Source organism: Amycolatopsis sp. lyj-109, from assembly GCF_046548995.1.
Classification (GTDB): Bacteria; Actinomycetota; Actinomycetes; order Mycobacteriales; family Pseudonocardiaceae; genus Amycolatopsis.
Genome location: NZ_JAJPWR010000022.1, coordinates 46,655 through 62,996, shown reverse-complemented (window position 1 = coordinate 62,996; position 16,342 = coordinate 46,655). Strand labels below are relative to the sequence as shown.

The 16,342-nt window shown below is 70.7% G+C and carries 12 protein-coding genes and 1 riboswitch; of the genes, 8 read left to right on the top strand and 4 right to left on the bottom strand.

Features of this window, described 5'->3' with window-relative positions; translation table 11 throughout:
- Positions 1-3 precede the first annotated feature (3 nt).
- A complete protein-coding gene (locus tag ACLJQF_RS37200) occupies positions 4-1,134 on the bottom strand; it encodes a lytic polysaccharide monooxygenase (RefSeq protein ID WP_410614970.1) in 1,131 nt (376 codons plus the stop codon).
- A 167-nt stretch (positions 1,135-1,301) separates the two neighbouring features.
- On the opposite strand from ACLJQF_RS37200, the gene ACLJQF_RS37195 reads away from it, so the two are divergent.
- Positions 1,302-2,495, top strand: a complete 1,194-nt coding sequence (locus tag ACLJQF_RS37195; protein WP_410614969.1) for an AGE family epimerase/isomerase — start codon at positions 1,302-1,304, stop codon at positions 2,493-2,495.
- Positions 2,496-2,546: 51 nt separating this feature from the next.
- Positions 2,547-3,542, top strand: a complete 996-nt coding sequence (gene mgrA / locus ACLJQF_RS37190) for an L-glyceraldehyde 3-phosphate reductase (RefSeq protein WP_410614968.1) — start codon at positions 2,547-2,549, stop codon at positions 3,540-3,542.
- Positions 3,543-3,732: 190 nt separating this feature from the next.
- Here the strand turns inward: mgrA and ACLJQF_RS37185 are convergent, their stop codons facing one another.
- Positions 3,733-4,911: a cellulose-binding domain-containing protein gene (locus ACLJQF_RS37185; RefSeq protein ID WP_410614967.1), complete on the bottom strand. Its 1,179-nt coding sequence runs from the start codon at positions 4,909-4,911 to the stop codon at positions 3,733-3,735.
- A 533-nt stretch (positions 4,912-5,444) separates the two neighbouring features.
- Here ACLJQF_RS37185 and ACLJQF_RS37180 point away from each other — a divergent pair.
- Genes ACLJQF_RS37180 through ACLJQF_RS37160 form a run of 5 tightly spaced genes read left to right on the top strand, consistent with a single transcriptional unit; the run spans position 5,445 to position 10,313 of the window.
- Positions 5,445-6,899, top strand: a complete 1,455-nt coding sequence (locus tag ACLJQF_RS37180) for a hypothetical protein (protein ID WP_410614966.1) — start codon at positions 5,445-5,447, stop codon at positions 6,897-6,899.
- A gap of 32 nt (positions 6,900-6,931) precedes the next feature.
- Entirely contained in the window at positions 6,932-7,735 is an 804-nt protein-coding gene (locus ACLJQF_RS37175; protein WP_410614965.1) for an AfsA-related hotdog domain-containing protein, read from the top strand.
- A gap of 31 nt (positions 7,736-7,766) precedes the next feature.
- Positions 7,767-8,585, top strand: a complete 819-nt coding sequence (locus ACLJQF_RS37170) for a carboxymuconolactone decarboxylase family protein (protein WP_410614964.1) — start codon at positions 7,767-7,769, stop codon at positions 8,583-8,585.
- Positions 8,582-9,283, top strand: a complete 702-nt coding sequence (locus tag ACLJQF_RS37165) for an HAD family hydrolase (RefSeq protein WP_410614963.1) — start codon at positions 8,582-8,584, stop codon at positions 9,281-9,283. The genes ACLJQF_RS37170 and ACLJQF_RS37165 overlap by 4 nt, the downstream gene beginning before the upstream one ends.
- Before the next feature lie 28 nt (positions 9,284-9,311).
- Positions 9,312-10,313, top strand: coding sequence for a zinc-dependent alcohol dehydrogenase family protein (locus ACLJQF_RS37160; RefSeq protein WP_410614962.1), 1,002 nt, complete (start codon positions 9,312-9,314; stop codon positions 10,311-10,313).
- Positions 10,314-10,654: 341 nt separating this feature from the next.
- Here the strand turns inward: ACLJQF_RS37160 and ACLJQF_RS37155 are convergent, their stop codons facing one another.
- On the bottom strand, positions 10,655-13,405 hold the full coding sequence (locus tag ACLJQF_RS37155; protein ID WP_410614961.1) for a cellulose binding domain-containing protein: 2,751 nt from the start codon (positions 13,403-13,405) through the stop codon (positions 10,655-10,657).
- 274 nt (positions 13,406-13,679) lie between these two features.
- Here ACLJQF_RS37155 and ACLJQF_RS37150 point away from each other — a divergent pair, with 274 nt between their 5' ends.
- Positions 13,680-15,080 (top strand): sugar porter family MFS transporter, encoded by a 1,401-nt coding sequence (locus ACLJQF_RS37150; protein WP_410614960.1) that lies wholly within the window; start codon positions 13,680-13,682, stop codon positions 15,078-15,080.
- Between the two features lie 50 nt (positions 15,081-15,130).
- Here the strand turns inward: ACLJQF_RS37150 and ACLJQF_RS37145 are convergent, their stop codons facing one another.
- Complete coding sequence (locus ACLJQF_RS37145) at positions 15,131-15,997, bottom strand: LLM class F420-dependent oxidoreductase (RefSeq protein ID WP_410614959.1); 867 nt, start codon at positions 15,995-15,997, stop codon at positions 15,131-15,133.
- 260 nt (positions 15,998-16,257) lie between these two features.
- A riboswitch (S-adenosyl-L-homocysteine riboswitch) is annotated at positions 16,258-16,336 on the top strand.
- The last annotated feature ends 6 nt before the right edge of the window (positions 16,337-16,342 follow it).

The following is a 16,342-nucleotide window of genomic DNA, read 5'->3' as shown; positions in this document are numbered from 1 at the left end:
GTTTCAGGTGCCCTGGCAGGTCGGCGACGGTGCCGCGCTTCCTCCTGTCGTGTTGACGACCATTCCGAAGTTGGCCGTGCCGTCGGCCGCGATGCCGCCGTTCCAGTTGGCGTTGCGGACCGTGACCGCCGAACCGGACTGGTTCAGCGTGCCGTTCCACACGCTGGCGATCGTCTGGCCCGCGGGCAGTGTCCAGCCCACCTGCCAGCTCGTGTACGCCCTCGTGCTGTGGTTCATCACCGTCACCGTGGCCTGGTAGCCGCCGCTCCAGGTGTTGGTGATCTCGTACATCGCCATGCACGAACCCGACGGCATCGGCGTCGTCGTGGTGGTCGGCGTGGTGGGTGTGGTCGGGGTGGTGGGCGTCGTCGGGGTCGTGGGCGTGGTCGGGGTGGTCGGGGTGGTGGGCGTCGTCGTCGTGCCGGTGCCCGGTTCCTTCACGCCGGTGACCTCGCCGTGCCCGCCGTCGAAGGTGACGTCCGAGCAGCCGTAGAACGTTTCCGCGCTGTCCGAGCGCTTCCACACCGAGTAGATGATGTGCCGGCCCGACTTGTTCGTCGGCAGCGCACCGCTCCACTTGTACTGGCCCTCCACCGTGCCGACCTGGCCGGTCACCGGCGGGTGGTCCACCGTCAGGAACGGCTGGTCCTCCAGGGAGTCCCAGGTGAGTGGCTGGTTCGGGTTCCAGCCGTCCTTGGTCACGTACGTGTAGAACCAGCCCGGGTGCGCGGCCCAGGCGTTGTACGAGAAGTCGAACTGCGCGCCGGCCGTGAGGTGGGTCAGCGGCCAGGCGCCGACCCCGTCGTAGCCCGCGTAGCCCGGGTTGCCGCCCGAGCACAGCTTCCCGTCGGGGATGAACCCGCGCGTGCGCCCGGCGCCATCCGAGCGCAGCACGCCGAACCAGTTGTACAGCGAGTTGGCCCCGCTGACGCCCACCGCGGCCGCGCAGGCCGGGTTGATGGGCTTGATCTCGCCGGTCGAACTGAGCCCGTCCTGCCAGCACAGGAAGGTCCGGCTGCCCGGTTTCATCATGGCGCCGTGCGCCTCGGCCGTGCCGGTGCTCACCAGGATGGCGGTCAGGCTCGCCAGCAGCACGGTGACGGCGGCGAGGATGGTACTTCGTCTCCTGTTCACGTCAGTCCCTTCATTGGGTTGCGTGCGTCGAAGACTGGGAGCGCTTCCAAGGTCAGAATACGCGGCGGCGGTCACTTCCGGAACAGCCCGCGATGGCCGGAGCGGGTGCCTTGGCCTACGTTGGCGGGGGCCGTCGAACGGGGCGCGCCCGTGGAGAAAGGCAGAGAGTGGACAGTCCCTCCTCGGTTCCCGCCTGGGTGCGTGCCGAACCCGCCCGGCTGCTCGGTTTCGCCCGCGGCGCGGCGCACCCCGGCGGCGGGTTCGCCTGGCTCGACGACGCCGGGCGGCCGGTGCTCGACCGGCCCGTCGAGACCTGGATCACCTGCCGGATGACGCACGTCTTCGCGCTCGCGGCAGTGCGGGGCGCGGACACCGGCGAGCATGTCGCACACGGCGTCGCGGCGCTCACCGGCCCGCTGCGGGACGCCCGGCACGGCGGCTGGTACGCCTCGACGGCCCTGGACGAGAAGCGGGCCTACGAGCACGCCTTCGTGGTGCTGGCGGCCGCGAGCGCGGCCGCGGCCGGTGCGGACGGCGCGCGGCAACTGCTGGCCGAGGCCCTTGAAATCGTCGAACGCCGGTTCTGGGAACCGGGGCCCGGGCTGGTCGCCGACGTCTGGGACCGCGGCTGGACGCGCCTGGAGGACTACCGCGGCGCCAACGCCAACATGCACACCGTGGAGGCCTTCCTGGCCGCCGCCGACGTCACCGGCGACGCCGGGTGGGCGGCGCGTGCCCTGTCCATTGTGGAGCGTCTGATCCACGGCGAGGCCCGCGCGCACGGCTGGCTGCTCCCGGAGCACTTCGACCCGGACTGGCGCCTGCGGCTGGAGTTCAACCGCGACGAACCCGCCCACCCCTTCCGTCCGTACGGGGCGACCATCGGGCACCTCTTCGAATGGGCGCGGCTGGCCGTCCACCTCGGACGGGCGCTCGGGGACGCCGCGCCGCCGTGGCTGGTGCCCGACGCGGCCGCGCTGTTCGAGACCGCCGTCCGGTACGGCTGGGCCGTCGACGGGCGGCCGGGCTTCGTCTACACGACCGACTTCGCCGGGACGCCGGTGGTGCGCACCCGGCTGCACTGGGTGGTCACCGAGGCGATGGCCGCGGCGTGGACGTTGCACCAGCAGACCGGCGACCCGGCCTACCTGGCGCGGTTCGAGGAATGGTGCGCGCACGCCGAAGCCTGCTTCGTCGACCGCGAACTCGGTTCGTGGCACCACGAACTCAACCCGGAGAACCGTCCTGCCGCGACAGTGTGGGCGGGCAAACCGGACGTCTACCACGCCTATCAGGCGACCCTGCTGCCCGAGCTGCCGCCGTCGGCGTCGTTCGCCGGCGCGCTGCTCGCGCGCGGATAGACTGCGTAAATTCACAGCTGCAATCGCCGGCCCCTCTTGTTAAGGAGCACCATGTCGCCTTTCGTCGCGGCCGCTGACCGGTACGCGGACATGCCGTACCGGCGGGCCGGGCGCAGCGGGCTGAAGCTGCCCGCCGTGTCGCTCGGCCTGTGGCACAACTTCGGGGACGACAAGCCCCTCGACGTCCAGCGCGCGGTGCTGCGCCGGGCGTTCGACCTCGGCGTGACGCACTTCGACCTGGCCAACAACTACGGCCCGCCGCCCGGGTCGGCCGAGGCGAACTTCGGACGGCACTTCGCCGCCGACTTCCGCCCGTACCGCGACGAGATCCTGGTGTCGTCCAAGGCGGGCTACCTGATGTGGGACGGCCCGTACGGCGAGTGGGGCTCGCGCAAGAACCTCCTGGCGAGCCTCGACCAGAGCCTGGCCCGCACCGGGCTGGACCACTTCGACATCTTCTACTCGCACCGCCCGGACCCGGACACGCCGATCGAGGAGACGATGGGCGCGCTCGACACCGCCGTCCGCTCGGGCAAGGCGCTGTACGCGGGCATCTCGAACTACTCGCCCGAGCAGACCGAGGCCGCGCTCGCCGCGCTGAAGGAACTGGGGACGCCGCTGCTGATCCACCAGCCGTCGTACTCGATGCTGAACCGCTGGGTCGAGGACGGCCTGCTGGACACCCTGGACACCCACGGCGTCGGCTCGATCGCGTACTCGCCGCTGAGCCAGGGCCTGCTGACCGACCGCTACCTCGACGGCATCCCGGCCGACTCCCGCGCGGCCGGTGCCAGCCCGTTCCTCACCGGCGACCGGCTGACCGAGGACACCCTGGCGACCGTCCGCGCGCTGGACGACGTCGCCAAGCGGCGCGGGCAGACGCTGGCGCAGCTCGCCATCGCCTGGGTGCTGCGGCAGGGTCGCGTCACCTCCGCGCTGATCGGCGCGAGCAGCGTCGCGCAGCTGGAGAACACCGTCGCGGCCACCGCGAACCTCGAGTTCACCGACGAGGAGCTGGCCGAGATCGAGCGCGTCCTCGGCGGGTAGCGGACCTTCGGCGGCCGCCCCTGCAAGCAGCAACACCGACCACAACCTCCGCCGGAACGGCCAACTCACCCCCCGGAACGGCCAACTCACAACGTGCCCGGCGAGTTGGCCGTTCCGGTGTGTGAGTTGGCCGCTGGGAGCGGTGAGTTGGCCCTTCCTGCTCCGGTGACGACCAAGTAGGTGGGCGTCGTCAGCAGCCGATCCGCGAGGAGCCCACGGCCACGTCGTCGTACCAGAGCGTGTCGGCGTCGCCGGCGTAGCTCTCCCAGCCCAGGCGCAGGTCGGTCAAGGCCGGGCGCCAGGTCTTGGCGAGCCACTGCTGGTCGATGTCGGGGGTCGGGACGCCGTCGACGACCAGGCCGGGCACCTGGGCGGAGTCGAGCCACGTCCGGAGCTTGCCCGCGGCGCCGTCGACCTCGAACTCGAAGCACGACCAGGTGCCGGTCGCCAGTGGCACGCTCTGGGCCACCCCGGCCGGGCTCTGCGCGGGCAGCGTCGCGTCGTCGGACTCGCGGTTCCACTGCAGGGCCCGGTTCTGGCCGCCGGCCCGCAGGTCGCGGCCGCCGTCCGCGGTGTCGCGCAGCGCCATGAAGGCGACGTGCCCGGTGGGCAGCGGCGTGGTGTGCCGGACCCAGAACCGGCCGAAGAGCGGGCCGGAACCGGTGCCGGTGAGGCTGGTGCCGAGGAACGCGTGGTTGCAGTAGCCGCCCTGGCCGGTGACCTTGACCGAGCGGCTGCCCGAGTGCGCGACCGCGGTATCGACGGCGACCGTGCCGGTGCCCTGGCAGTTGGCCGCGCCGATGGTCCAGCGGCCGCCCGGGGTGCTGCCGGTCTGCTGTTCGAAGTCGTCGCAGATCGTGGCACCCGTGCAGCCGGCGGGCGGCGGCCCGGACGTCGTCGTGGTCGGTGTGGTGGTGGGCGTGGTCGGTGTGGTGGGTGTGGTCGGTGTGGTCGAAGTCGGGGGAGCGGGGTCGCCGCACGAGACGCCGTTGAGCGCGAAGTCCGTGGGCGTGGCGTTGGACCCGCTGTAGGTGCCCTGGAGGCCGAAGGAGACGGTGCCGCCGGCGGGCACCGCGCCGTTGTAGGACAGGTTCTGCGCGGTGACCGCGGTCCCGGTCTGGCGTACGGTGGCGTTCCAGGCGGAGGTGACGGACTGGTTTCCGGCGTAGTGCCAGGTGAGCGTCCAGGAGGAGACCGCGGTGGCGCCGTTGGTGACCGTGATGTCGGCGGTGTACCCGGTCTGCCACTGGTTGACGCGGTAGGCGACCGAGCACGCGGGCGCGGCGGCGGCCGGCCCGGCCAGGACGATCGCGGTGGTGCCCGCCGCGGCGAGGCAGAGCGCGGCCAGGGCGCCGGCGAACCTGTTCATGGGGTGGCTCCTCGTGGGGACGCGGACAGGGGCGCCGTGGCCTGCGCCACGACGCCCCTGGGTGGTGGCCGCGTTCTGGCGAGGCGACCTGGCATGGGAGCGCTTCCAGCCGCCGGAAAGGTAACCCCGGTGTGTCGTGCTTGTAAAGAGCGACCCGGACGCGCACCGATCCGGTGGTCCGTTTTCCGCGGCCGGGGCGTCCGGCCTCCCGACTGAACGTTCCTGAACGGCCGAATGCCTTGGGGGTGCAGGACTTGTCCCGGTCGCGCTGCGCCACCACGCGGTGAGGCCGGACGCCGCCGTTGGGGTGGATTCCGGAAATCCGCACCAAGATCACCGCGGCCCCCTTTTGGCCCCGAATTGGGAGCGCTCTCAGCACGTTTGCCGAGGCGGATCGGCCGCAAACCCTTGTTGTATATTCAACTTCTCGGGAAACGCACGGTTCCCGGCCCGGTGATGATCTGGGCCCCCGAGCTGACGCTGCGGTAGGGTCGGCGGCATGCCCCCGTACTCCCGAAATCGTTGGATGAACGATGAGTCGACAGGCCAAACCAGGGAGTAAGCCCTACCGCGCGCAATTGCGCGAGCGGCTGACCGCATTGGGCTTTCCCGAGGAGGCGATCCCGGCCCAGGTCGCGAAGAACCTGATCGTCGAATGCCGGATCCCGCCGCGCACCGCGTGGCGGCTGGCGTCCGAGCTCTCGCTCGATGTCGCGGCGCACCAGTACAACGCCGTCACCGGAGACCCCCGCGCGGGCATGCGCGGCACGCGGATCTGGGAGTACGAGCAGTGGCCCGACCGCGGCGTCCGGCCCACCGTCGCCGCGCTGCGGGTGCTGGCGCAGGTCTACGGCACCAGCTGGAAGTGCCTGCTGGGGCTGCACGACCTCGAGCAGCTGCCGGCCAAGGACCTCGCCGAATACCACGCCGACCTGCAGCCCGCGATGGCCGGCGCGCCCGGGCCGGCGGCACCGCCGGCCCGCACCCTCGCCCGCGCCGAAACCCGGGCCGACGAGGAGATCGGCGCCGGCGCCCTCGACGACGCCATCCTGCTCACGAAGACCAACGTCGACGACGTGCAGCTCGACGACCTGTGGTCCGACCTCGACTTCCTGGGCGGCGCCTACACCCGCACCGCGCCGGACTCGATCCTCGGCCAGCTCGCCGTGATCGAGGAACGGACCGCGTCCCTGCTGAAGGGCCGGCAGCGGCCGAAACAGACCCAGGACCTGCTGCTCGTCGGGGCGAAGTCGAGCGCGATGATGGCCTGGATCGCGGGAGACCTCGGCCGGTACCGGCGCTCGCGCGAGCTCAACTCCGCCGCCTGGCTCTACACCCAGTACGCCGACGACTTCCTCGCCCGGCGCTGGGTGCGCACGTCCCAGGCGCGCGTGGCGTTCTGGGCCGGGAACGGCATCGAGTCCGCGAAACTCGCGGCCGACGGGCTCAATTACCACGCGGGCGGGCGCCTCACCGACGCCCCGCTCATCCTCGCCGAGGCGCGCGGCTGGTCGTCGGTGCAGGCCGAGCGGCAGGTGCTGGACGCCATCGCGCGCTGGACGGCCATCGAGGACCCGGACATCGGGGCCGGCGGCGAGGACAGCTTCTTCAACATCACGAAGGACCGGCGCCACTACATGGCCGGCAACTCGCTGCTTTCGGTCGGGCAGGCCTCGGCCGCGCTGCGCGAGTTCACCACCGCCCGCGAGGCCTTCGAAAAGCTGTCGCTGGAAAACCGCTGGGAAGCGATGGATCCGATGATCCGGATCGACACCGGCCGCGCGCACCTGCGGCTCGACGACCTCGACGGCGCCGCGGCGCAGGTCGAACCCCTGCTGGACGCCGGGGTGGGCAAACAGCCGGACATGGTGCGTGCCATGCTGAAGCTGATGGCCACCGAGCTGTCCGGACCGCGCTGGCGCTCTGCCACGACGGCTCGCAACCTCGCCGAAGCACTCCTGAACGCCCACGCCTCGGCGCGGCCGTGACCCCAGATCAACACCGGACGGAGGCGCCCGAGGTGGCACCGCACGAGCTCTCGTGCCCGCAAACCCCGTGCGAGGAGGACTGGACGTTCGAAGGGCGCACCCGGCAGGACGTCGTCGTGGTCGCCGACCGCTTTGCGCAGTTCGCCCGCGACGACCGGGTGTACACCCTGTCCGGCCTGCTGGCGCTGTTCGATTCCGGCGGTCTCACGGCGTCGGGCTGCCGCTGGATCGTCCACTTCGGCCAGGGCATCGACGCGACCGACGGCGACCTGCTCGAAGCCGCTTGCGAGAAGACCGAAGGCATCGTCCGCCTCGCGGACCCGGAGACGTTCCGGCTGCCGTCCGAACCACCCGTCGTCGTCCACAAGAACCGGCCGGAGAACGTCCTGCTCGCCGGCGTGCACAGCCCGGTACCCACGCACTGCCGGGCCGAGCTGCGGATCCACCGGGACAACGAACTCGTCCTCGATCACCACACCGGCGAGCACGTGCAGGGCATCGTGATCATCGAGGCGATGCGCCAGATCTGCATCGCGCAGTTCGAGACCGCGATCCGCCCCGGCCTCACCCCGGCTTCGTACGCCGGGGTGTGGAAGCGGATCGACCTGTCCTTCCAGGACTTCCTGTTCCCGCTGCCGGCCACGGTCGAGTCGGTGATCGTCGAGTCCGACCTCGGCCGGGAGACCAACCTCAAGTTCCGCGCCACGACGGCGGTGTACCAGCAGGGTCGCACCGTCGCCACCGCCGGCATCGAGTACTCGATGATCGTGCAGGGGCGCGTCGACACCCTCGAACGCCGCAAGGCCGACCAGGCCACGCGGGCTTACCTCGGCTGAGCCGTCACTCCGGAAGGGAAACCACGCCACGATGTCCGACCTGCAGCAGCAGGACCGCTCCGCGTCCTTCGCCCAGGGCCTGAAACTCATCCAGCAGCTCGGCGGGACCGACCGGCCGGCCGTGCTGGACCTGTTCGAGAGCATCGGGGAGGCCGAGTTCGGGGAGCAGTGCGTCGGGTTCATCTACGGCGACGTCTACCACCGGCCCGGCCTGCCGCTGCCGGAGCGCCAGCTGGCGACGGTCGCGGCCCTCACCGCGCTCGGCTACGCGGGTTCGCAGCTGCAGTTCCACGCCAAGGCCGCGCTCAACGTCGGCTGCACCCGCCGCCAACTGATCGAGGCCGTGATCCACGTCAGCTCGTTCGCCGGGTTCCCGGCGACGCTCAACGCCCTGACGGCGCTCAAGGCGGCCTTCGACGGCCTGCCCGCCGAAGAGCCGTCGGCCGCCGAGGAGGCCGACGGCTCAGTGCCGTGGGCGGGCATCGAGGACCGCTACGAGCGCGGCCTGGCGGCGATGAAGGCCGTCGACGGCGAGGCGGGGGAGAAGGTCGCCGACGGCCTGCGCGACATCGCCCCCGACCTGGCGACCTACATCGTCGAATTCACCTTCGGCGAGATCTACAGCCGGCCGCACCTGAGCCTGCGCCACCGCGAGATCGTCACGATCGCCGCGTGCATCGCGCTGGGCACCGCGCTGCCGCAGCTGAAGGTGCACATCCACGGCCTGCTCAACGTCGGCGGCACCGAGCAGGAAGTCGTGGAAACCGTGCTGCACCTGGCGTTCTACTGCGGGTTCCCGGCCGCGCTCAACGCGATCGCGGCCGCGCGCGAAGTGTTCGCGCAGCGGTGAGCGGCTTCGCAAAGCTGCGTGTTGTCGCGCTCGACTGCGACGGCGTGCTCATCGACGACACCTACCTGGCCATGATCGCCCGGTTCGTCACCGGCCACGGCGGGGTCTACGACGCCGCGGCAGAGCGGGACGTCATCGGGCTGCGCGACATCGTCGTCGCGGAGAAGGTCACCCGGCTCTGCGGTCTGGACCAGCCGGCCGAGGAGACGCTGAAGCAGCTGTGGGCCGCGCGGCAGGACTACCTGGCCGAGCACCCGATCCGGGTGGCCGAAGGTGCGCGCGACTGTCTGGAGGCGCTGTCGAAGCTCCCGGTCCGGCTGGTCTGCTACGGCGGCCGGACCCGCGAGCACACCTTCGACCGGTACCTGGGCGACTTCGTGGACCTCCTCGATCCCGAGGTGCCCTACGTGAGCATCAACGAGCACCGGCCGGGCGTCGGCCACATCGCCCGGACCGTGCTCGGCGTCGGGTTCGACGAGATCGTGTTCGTCGACGACGTCAGCCGGGTGGCCGAGGACGCCCGCGCGCACGGCGCCGGGTTCGCCGGGTTCCCGTCGAGCCCCGCCCACGCGCGGCAGCGGGACTTCATGGCCGCCGCCGGCGTCCGCCACTTCGCGACGTCGCTCGCCGAACTCACCCCGGAACTCCTGGCGATCGTCGACGGGGAGCTCGCGGCTTCGACACACTGGCCTCGTTGAGGAGTGTTCCCGACCCCTTGGAGCCGCTGTGAAGTTCTTTTCCCTGCCCCGTCCCGGCGCCGGGCTCGTCCTGGGCGAGCGTGAGGTGCCCGAACCCGGTCCCGGGCAGGTCCTGGTCCGGCTGCGCGGGTGGGCGGTCAACGCCCGCGACCTGATGATCCTCAAGGGCTTCTACCCGAAACCGGTGAAGCCGGACATGATCCCGCTGTCCGACGGCGCGGGTGAGGTCGTCGCGGTCGGGGACGGGGTGCAGGCCTGGACCGCGGGTGACCGGGTGGCGGCGACCTACTTCCCGGACTGGCTGGCCGGACCCGGCACACCGGAGAAGACCGCCGACGACCTCGGCGGCACGCTCGACGGCGTGCTCGCGGAGTACGCCGTCTTCGCCGAGCACGCCCTGGTCGCGGTGCCCGCGCACCTCGACTACGCCGAAGCCGCCACGCTGCCCAGCGCCGGCGTGACAGCGTGGCGGGCGATCGTCGAGGAAGGCCGGCTGACCCCGGGCCAGACCGTGCTCACCCTCGGCAGCGGCGGCCTGTCCACGTTCGCGCTGCAGTTCGCCGCACTCGGGGGCGCCCACGTCGTCGCGACGTCGAGCTCGGACGAGAAGCTCGAGCGGCTGCGAGAGCTCGGGGCCGCCGAGACGCTCAACCACGCGACCACCCCGGAATGGGGAGCCGCCGTGGCCGGCCTGACCGGCGGCGGCGTCGACCACGTCGTCGACGTGGGCGGCGGCGGCACGATCGGCCAGTCGATGATCGCCGCGCGCTACGGCGGCCACGTCACCGTCGCCGGCGTCCTGACCCACGAAGGCGGCGCCGACCCGATCCTGGTGCTGGTCAAGCAGCTGACCCTGCGCGGCCTCACCAACGCCTCCCGCGAGACGTTCCAGGCGATGAACACCGCGATCGAGCGGACCGGCCTGAAGCCGGTGATCGACCGCCGGTTCGCCTTCGACGAGGTGGCCGAAGCGCTCAAGCACCTGGAGTCCCGGACCCACATCGGCAAGATCGTGCTCGAGAGCGCCTGAGCCCCCCGCTGTCCGCCGGGTAAGTTTTGCCCGCCCGGGTGGGTATTTTCGCTGCCTCCGAACCGCGTTTCCGCAGCTCAGCGACGTGGTGAGTGGGCGAAAAAGTGCCCTTTGGGCAGGAATGGCGGTTGCCACCGGCACCAGGAAGAGTGGACATCACCGGGGACGTCGCCCGAGCAGGTTGCGGTTTGCTCGGGCGGGGGCCCTGGACTGGGGGCGCGGGGAGGGGGTTTCAACCGCCTGGGGGTGGGTTGAAACCCCCTTCCCGCCCGTGCATCCGAAGTTCGTGAAGGCCACCTTGAGGAAGTTGTAGTTCCTCAAGGTGGCCTTCACGAACTTGGTCAGGACGTCGTGCAGGTTCGGCCGTTGAGCGAGATCGTCGTTGGCTTGCTGTTCGCCGTTCCCGACGAGCCGGTGAAGCCGAACTCCGCGCTCCCGCCCGCGGGGATGGTCTTGTTCCAGCCCGCGTCCAGTGCCGTCACCGCCGCGCCGTTCTGGGTGACCTGCGCGTTCCACGCCTGCGTCACCCGCTGGCCGTCCGCGAACGTCCACGTCGCCGTCCAGCCGGTCACCGCCGCCGTGCCGGTGTTGCCCAGCTTCACCGAGGCCTGGAAGCCGCCCTGCCACTGGTTGGTGACCGCGTAGGCCGCCGTGCACGAGCCCGTCGGCACCGGGGTGGTGGTCGTCGTGGGCGTGGTGGTGGTCGTCGGAGTCGTGGTCGTGGTGGTCGTGGGTGTGGTCGGCGTGGTGCTCGTCGGCGGTGGCTCGCTGCCCCCGGACTCACCCACGATCACGCCCCGGCCGTTCGTGCCGACGTACACCCGCCCGTACACCCGCGGATCGCCGGTCAGCGCCGCCCCGATGTTGCCGTACTGGTGCCGGTCGTCGTTGATCCGCGTCCACGAAGCCCCCGCGTCGTCCGAACGGAAGATCCCGCGGACCCCGCCGATCTTGGCGATCGTGTATAACGTCGCATACGTCCGGCCGGGAGCGGCTTTGCCGAACCCGATGTTGTCGGCCTCAGCGACGTTCGCCAGCTTCGTGAAGGACGCTCCGGAGTCGGTCGAGTGCCACAGGCCGTATGCCGTGCCGGATCCGCCGGCCAGCCAGATGTCCCCGGCCACGCCCGGCATCGCCTTGAAGTGCGCTGAGCCGGCCGGCAGCCCGGTGGCCGCGGTCGCGGTGAACTTCGCGCCGCCGTCGGTGCTGACGTAGAACTTGCCCGCCGCGAACCCGTAGAACCGCTTCGGGTCGACCCGGTCCGACTCGACCACCGCGCCGGCCGGGACGCCGGTCGACGCCGTCCACGACGAGCCGAAGCCGACGGAATAGCTGACGTTCGCGCCGTCCGGGCTCCAGACGAACCGGCTGCCGTCGGCGGCCGCGGCCACCGTGCCGCCGCTGGCGTTCCCGCCCGGCTCGGCGCCCTGGAACCAGTTCTTCCCGCCGTCGGTGGAGAAGGCGATCCGGTTGTCGTTCGGCCGCGCGGACCGGTCGAGCGTGCCGGTGCGCACGATCGTCGCGGGCGACAGTTCGGCGTAGTCGAGGCTGGTGGTCGTGGTGAACACCGGCTGGGTGTACATGGTGGCCGGGACCGCGTCGAGGCTGTCGTGCCGGAACCCGCCGATGTCACCGAGGGCCGACAGCAGCGGAGCGCCCGACGGCGGGCTGATCAGGTCGAGCACGGCGGTCTCTTCGAGGCCGCCGACGACCGGCTTGATGGTGATCTTCCCGCCGCTGTCCCACTTCGTGAGGTCGGACGTGCCGTAGATGGTCGCGCCGGTGCCGTAGAGCAGGTGGTTCGAGTCGAAGGGATCGATCTCGACCGACTCGGTCATCCAGCCGAGCTTCGGCGAGGGCACCGGGGGAGCGGCCTGGAGGCCGAAGTTCAGCCACGGCACCGAGGAGATGTCCTGGGTGTAGCGCAGCGACCGGTCCGGGTAGCTGGAGAAGTCCCAGATCCGGGTCCAGGTGGCGCCGCCGTCGGTGCTGCGGAAGAAGATGACGTCCGGCCACCACGACACCTGCGTGGCGACCATCAGCGTGTTCGGGTGCTGCCGGTCGATCGTCAGCCCGCTGTACCCGAAGTAGTCGTCGGTGCTGTCGGAGGGGATCGGGCTGATCCGCGTCCAGGTGCCGGTCTTCGTGGCGTACTTCCAGACGTCGCCCTTGGCGCCGTCGTAAGGGCCGCCGGTGTCGCTCGTCGACAGGTAGAGGTAGCCGCCCGCCGCGTCGAGGACGCCCTTGTGCGCCAGGTACCCGGTGGGCTGGCCGGCCAGCCGCGCCCACGTCGCGCCGCCGTCGGTGCTGCGGTAGACGGTGTTCTGCTTGTCCGCGACGCCGGCGTAGATCGTCTGGGTGGTGCTGCCGCGGGTGCCGGTCGTCGGGTCGAACGTCACCCAGGTGACGCCTTCGATGTCGCTGGAGTAGCCGGTCGTGTCGCTCGGGTCGGGTGCGTAGTTGCCGGGGTTGGGGAAGCTGGTCACCTTCGCCCAGGTGACGCCGGAGTCGGTGCTGCGCCAGAGCCCGTTGCCGCTCGGCGCGCCGAGGTAGAGCACGCTGTTGCGGTTCGGGTCGATCGAGAGCCGCTCGCCCATCCCGCGGCCGGGCATGTTGCCGCCGAGCTTGAACGGCAGGGCCGCGGCCTGCCAGGTGGCACCGCGGTCGGCCGACCGGAGGATCGCGCCGGTGTTCGGGTCCCAGCTGTTGGTGTACATGCCGGCCGCGACGTAGACCCGGTTCGGGTCGACCGGATCGGTGGCCAGGCTGACGACACCGTTGTGACCCCAGTCGGTCCAGCCGACCGAGTCCAGCAGCGGGAGCCAGCGGCCGGTGGCGGTGTTCCAGCGGTAGGCCCCGCCGATGTCGGTGCGGGCGTAGACCAGCCCGGGTTCGGTCTGGTTGAAGATGATGCCGGGGACGAACCCGCCGCCGGCGATCTCGGCGTTGCGCCAGGTGGTGGCCGCCGGTGCGGCCGGGGAGGCCGGCGCGCCGACGGTGACCGCGACGGCGGCGGGCAGGAGAACGGCGAGCGCGCTGACGATCAGGCGTCTCGCTGATCGGAACCTGGACGGGGAATGCGTTCTTGGCACGACGTTGTGCACCTTGGCCTCCACACTCTGGGAGCGCTTCCAGAGGGAAGGTAAACCAGTGTTCCGAGCGTTGTAAAGCGTTCGACGATTTCGGTGAGCAGTACAGTCCACAGTGGATTTCCAGCCGAGGTGGTGCCGGATTTGCCGGAGTCATGTACGTGAACGTCGATCAGGTTTCTGAATTGTTATCACGGATCTTCTTGCCCGCCATTTTCCGGCGTGTGAGTGTGGTGGCCGCTGGTGGACTGGACCTACGAAAGAGGCGACCCGGCAGATGACCGATCAGTCAAGTACACAGACAGCGACGGCCCGGCACATCGGCCGGACCACGTTGTACTTCTTCGGCGCGCTCGGCGGCATCCTGTTCGGCTACGACCTCGGTGTCATCTCCGGGGTGCTCCCGTTCATCGGGAAACTGTGGGCGCTGACCAGCTGGGACAAGGGCGTGATCACCGCCAGCCTGTCGGTCGGCGCCATCGTCGGCGCGCTGTTCTCCAGCCGCACGAACGACGCCCTCGGTCGGCGCCGCACGATCATGGTCGCCGCGGGCATCGTCATCGTGGGCACGCTGGCGGCGACCTTCTCGCCGACATTCGTGCTGCTGGTGCTCTCGCGCCTGGTCATCGGGCTCGGCATCGGGCTGTCGTCGTCGACCGTCCCGACGTACCTGTCCGAACTGGCGCCGGCCAAGTGGCGGGGCGCGATGGGTGCGCTCAACCAGATCTTCATCGTGCTGGGCATCCTGATCGCGTTCCTGGTCAGCTACTGGCTCGGGCCGATCTCGGCGTGGCGCTGGATGTTCGCCGGCGCGATCGTGCCCGCGGTGATCCTGCTCATCGGGCTGGTGTTCCTCCCGGAGACGCCGCGGTGGCTGGTCAAGAACGGCCAGGAGGACGAGGCCCGCCGGGTGCTGGCCAGCGCGCACGGCAACACCGTGAACCTCGACGAGGAGATCGCGACCATCCACGAGGTCATCCGGCTCGACACCGAGGAGAAGCCGCGGATCCGCGACCTGTTCTCCGGGTTCGTGCGGCCGATGCTCGTGGTGGCTCTGCTGCTCGCGATCGGCCAGCAGTTCAGCGGCGTCAACGCGATCAACGCCTACTTCCCGACGATGCTCATCGGCCTCGGCTTCGCCACGCAGGCCGCCCTGCTGTCCGGCGTGCTGCTGGGCGTCACGAAGTTCCTCTTCACCGCGTGGGTCGTGTTCGTGGTGGACCGCTGGGGCCGCAAGCCGCTGCTGCTCATCGGCAACGTCATCATGGTGCTGACGCTGGTGGCGGCCGGCCTGGTGGTGCTGAACGTCCACGACACCGGCACGCGCGGCCTGCTGATGCTGGTGATGATGGTGCTCTACCTGGTCGGCTACGAGCTCGGCTGGGGCGCGGTCGTCTGGGTGATGATGGCCGAGGTGTTCCCGCTGAAGTACCGGGCGACGGGCATGGGCCTCAGCAGCGTGGTCCTCTGGGCGTCGACCGGCATCGTGAGCGCGGTGTTCCCGCTCATCTCGGACCCGAAGTCCCTCGGCATCGGCGGCTCGATGTTCCTGTTCGCCGGGGTGAACGTGGTGCTGTTCGTGCTCACCAAGTGGCTGGTCCCGGAGACCAAGGGCCGCTCGCTGGAGCAGATCGAGCTCGACCTGCGGGCGCGCCAGGGCGTCGCGGTCAAGAGCTGACCCCGCGGAAAGCGGCCTGCTGCAGCTGGTCGTGAGTGGTAATTAGGGTTCTAACCGTCATTACCACTCACGACCCGCAGGGTGAGTTTGCCGGCCAGCCGCCCGATCCACGCCTCGACCTCGTCCGGCGAGCGGTCGGGGAGCCCGAAGATCGTCTCGGTGACGCCCAGGGAGTCCAGGTGCGCCAGGCGTTGCGGATCCGGCCGCTCGCCGAGCGCGCAGATCCGGGGAGCGTCCGAACGGCCTTCGTCGCGCCAGATCTCCTTCAGCAGTGCCACGTGCCCGTCGAGGTCGGTGTCGGCCGGCGTGGTGAGCCAGCCGTCCGCGTGGCGGGCGATCCAGCGGAACGTCTTCTCGGTCGGGCCCGCGCCGAGCAGCACCGGGATGTGCGGCTGGACCGGCTTCGGCCACGCCCAGCTCGGCCCGAACGAGACGAACTCCCCGTCGTAGGCGGCTTCCTCCCGCGTCCACAGTGCCTTCATCGCCTCGAGGTACTCGCGCAGCGCGGTGCGGCGGCGGTTCCCGGGCACGCCGTGGTCGGTCAGCTCGTCGACGTTCCAGCCGAAGCCGGCGCCGAGGGTGACGCGGCCGCCGGAGAGGTGGTCGAGGCTGGCGATCGTCTTGGCGAGGGTGATCGGATCGCTTTCGACCGGCAGGGCCACCGCCGTGGACAGCCGGATGCGCGAAGTGACCGCGGCCGCCGTCGCCAGCGCGACCCACGGGTCGAGTGTCCGGCTGTAGCGGTCGTCGGGCAGCGACGCGTCCCCGGTGCGCGGGTGCGGCGACTCGCGTTTCACCGGGATGTGGGTGTGCTCGGGGACGTAGAAGGTCGAGAACCCCGCGGCTTCCGCGGCGCGCGCCGCGGCCGCCGGAGTGATCCCTCGGTCGCTGGTGAACAGCACGATTCCGTAGTCCACCCGGGGAGCGTATTAGAACGTGTTTCAGTTTTCAAGGCGACGCCATGGTGACTCTGCGTCGTTCGCTGGACACTTTCGGTGGTCTTGAGAGGCGCTCGATCCGGGACTGTCACACTCGGGGGCGGCAGCCGCGGGCTGGTCGGTCGACGGAGGTGCAGGGTGACCCGGATAATCCATTGTGGACGGACAGTGTCCCACTCCGTGGACGCGCCGGCGGGGCGGGATGGCGTGCACGGGGCCGGTTCCGATACCGTGGACCACAGGCCGAGAGGCGCTGCGACGGACCGCCGGGTCCGCCACGCTCGGTCGGGAATGACCAACCAAGGGCGCCTCCCGACTGAGGGA

Excerpts from the sequence above, each read along its gene's own strand:
- ACLJQF_RS37180 (WP_410614966.1), top strand. The coding sequence starts at position 5,445 with ATGAGTCGACAGGCCAAACCAGGGAGTAAGCCCTACCGCGCGCAATTG.
- ACLJQF_RS37170 (WP_410614964.1), top strand. The coding sequence starts at position 7,767 with ATGTCCGACCTGCAGCAGCAGGACCGCTCCGCGTCCTTCGCCCAGGGC.
- ACLJQF_RS37185 (WP_410614967.1), bottom strand. The coding sequence starts at position 4,911 with ATGAACAGGTTCGCCGGCGCCCTGGCCGCGCTCTGCCTCGCCGCGGCG.
- ACLJQF_RS37150 (WP_410614960.1), top strand. The coding sequence starts at position 13,680 with ATGACCGATCAGTCAAGTACACAGACAGCGACGGCCCGGCACATCGGC.
- mgrA (WP_410614968.1), top strand. The coding sequence starts at position 2,547 with ATGTCGCCTTTCGTCGCGGCCGCTGACCGGTACGCGGACATGCCGTAC.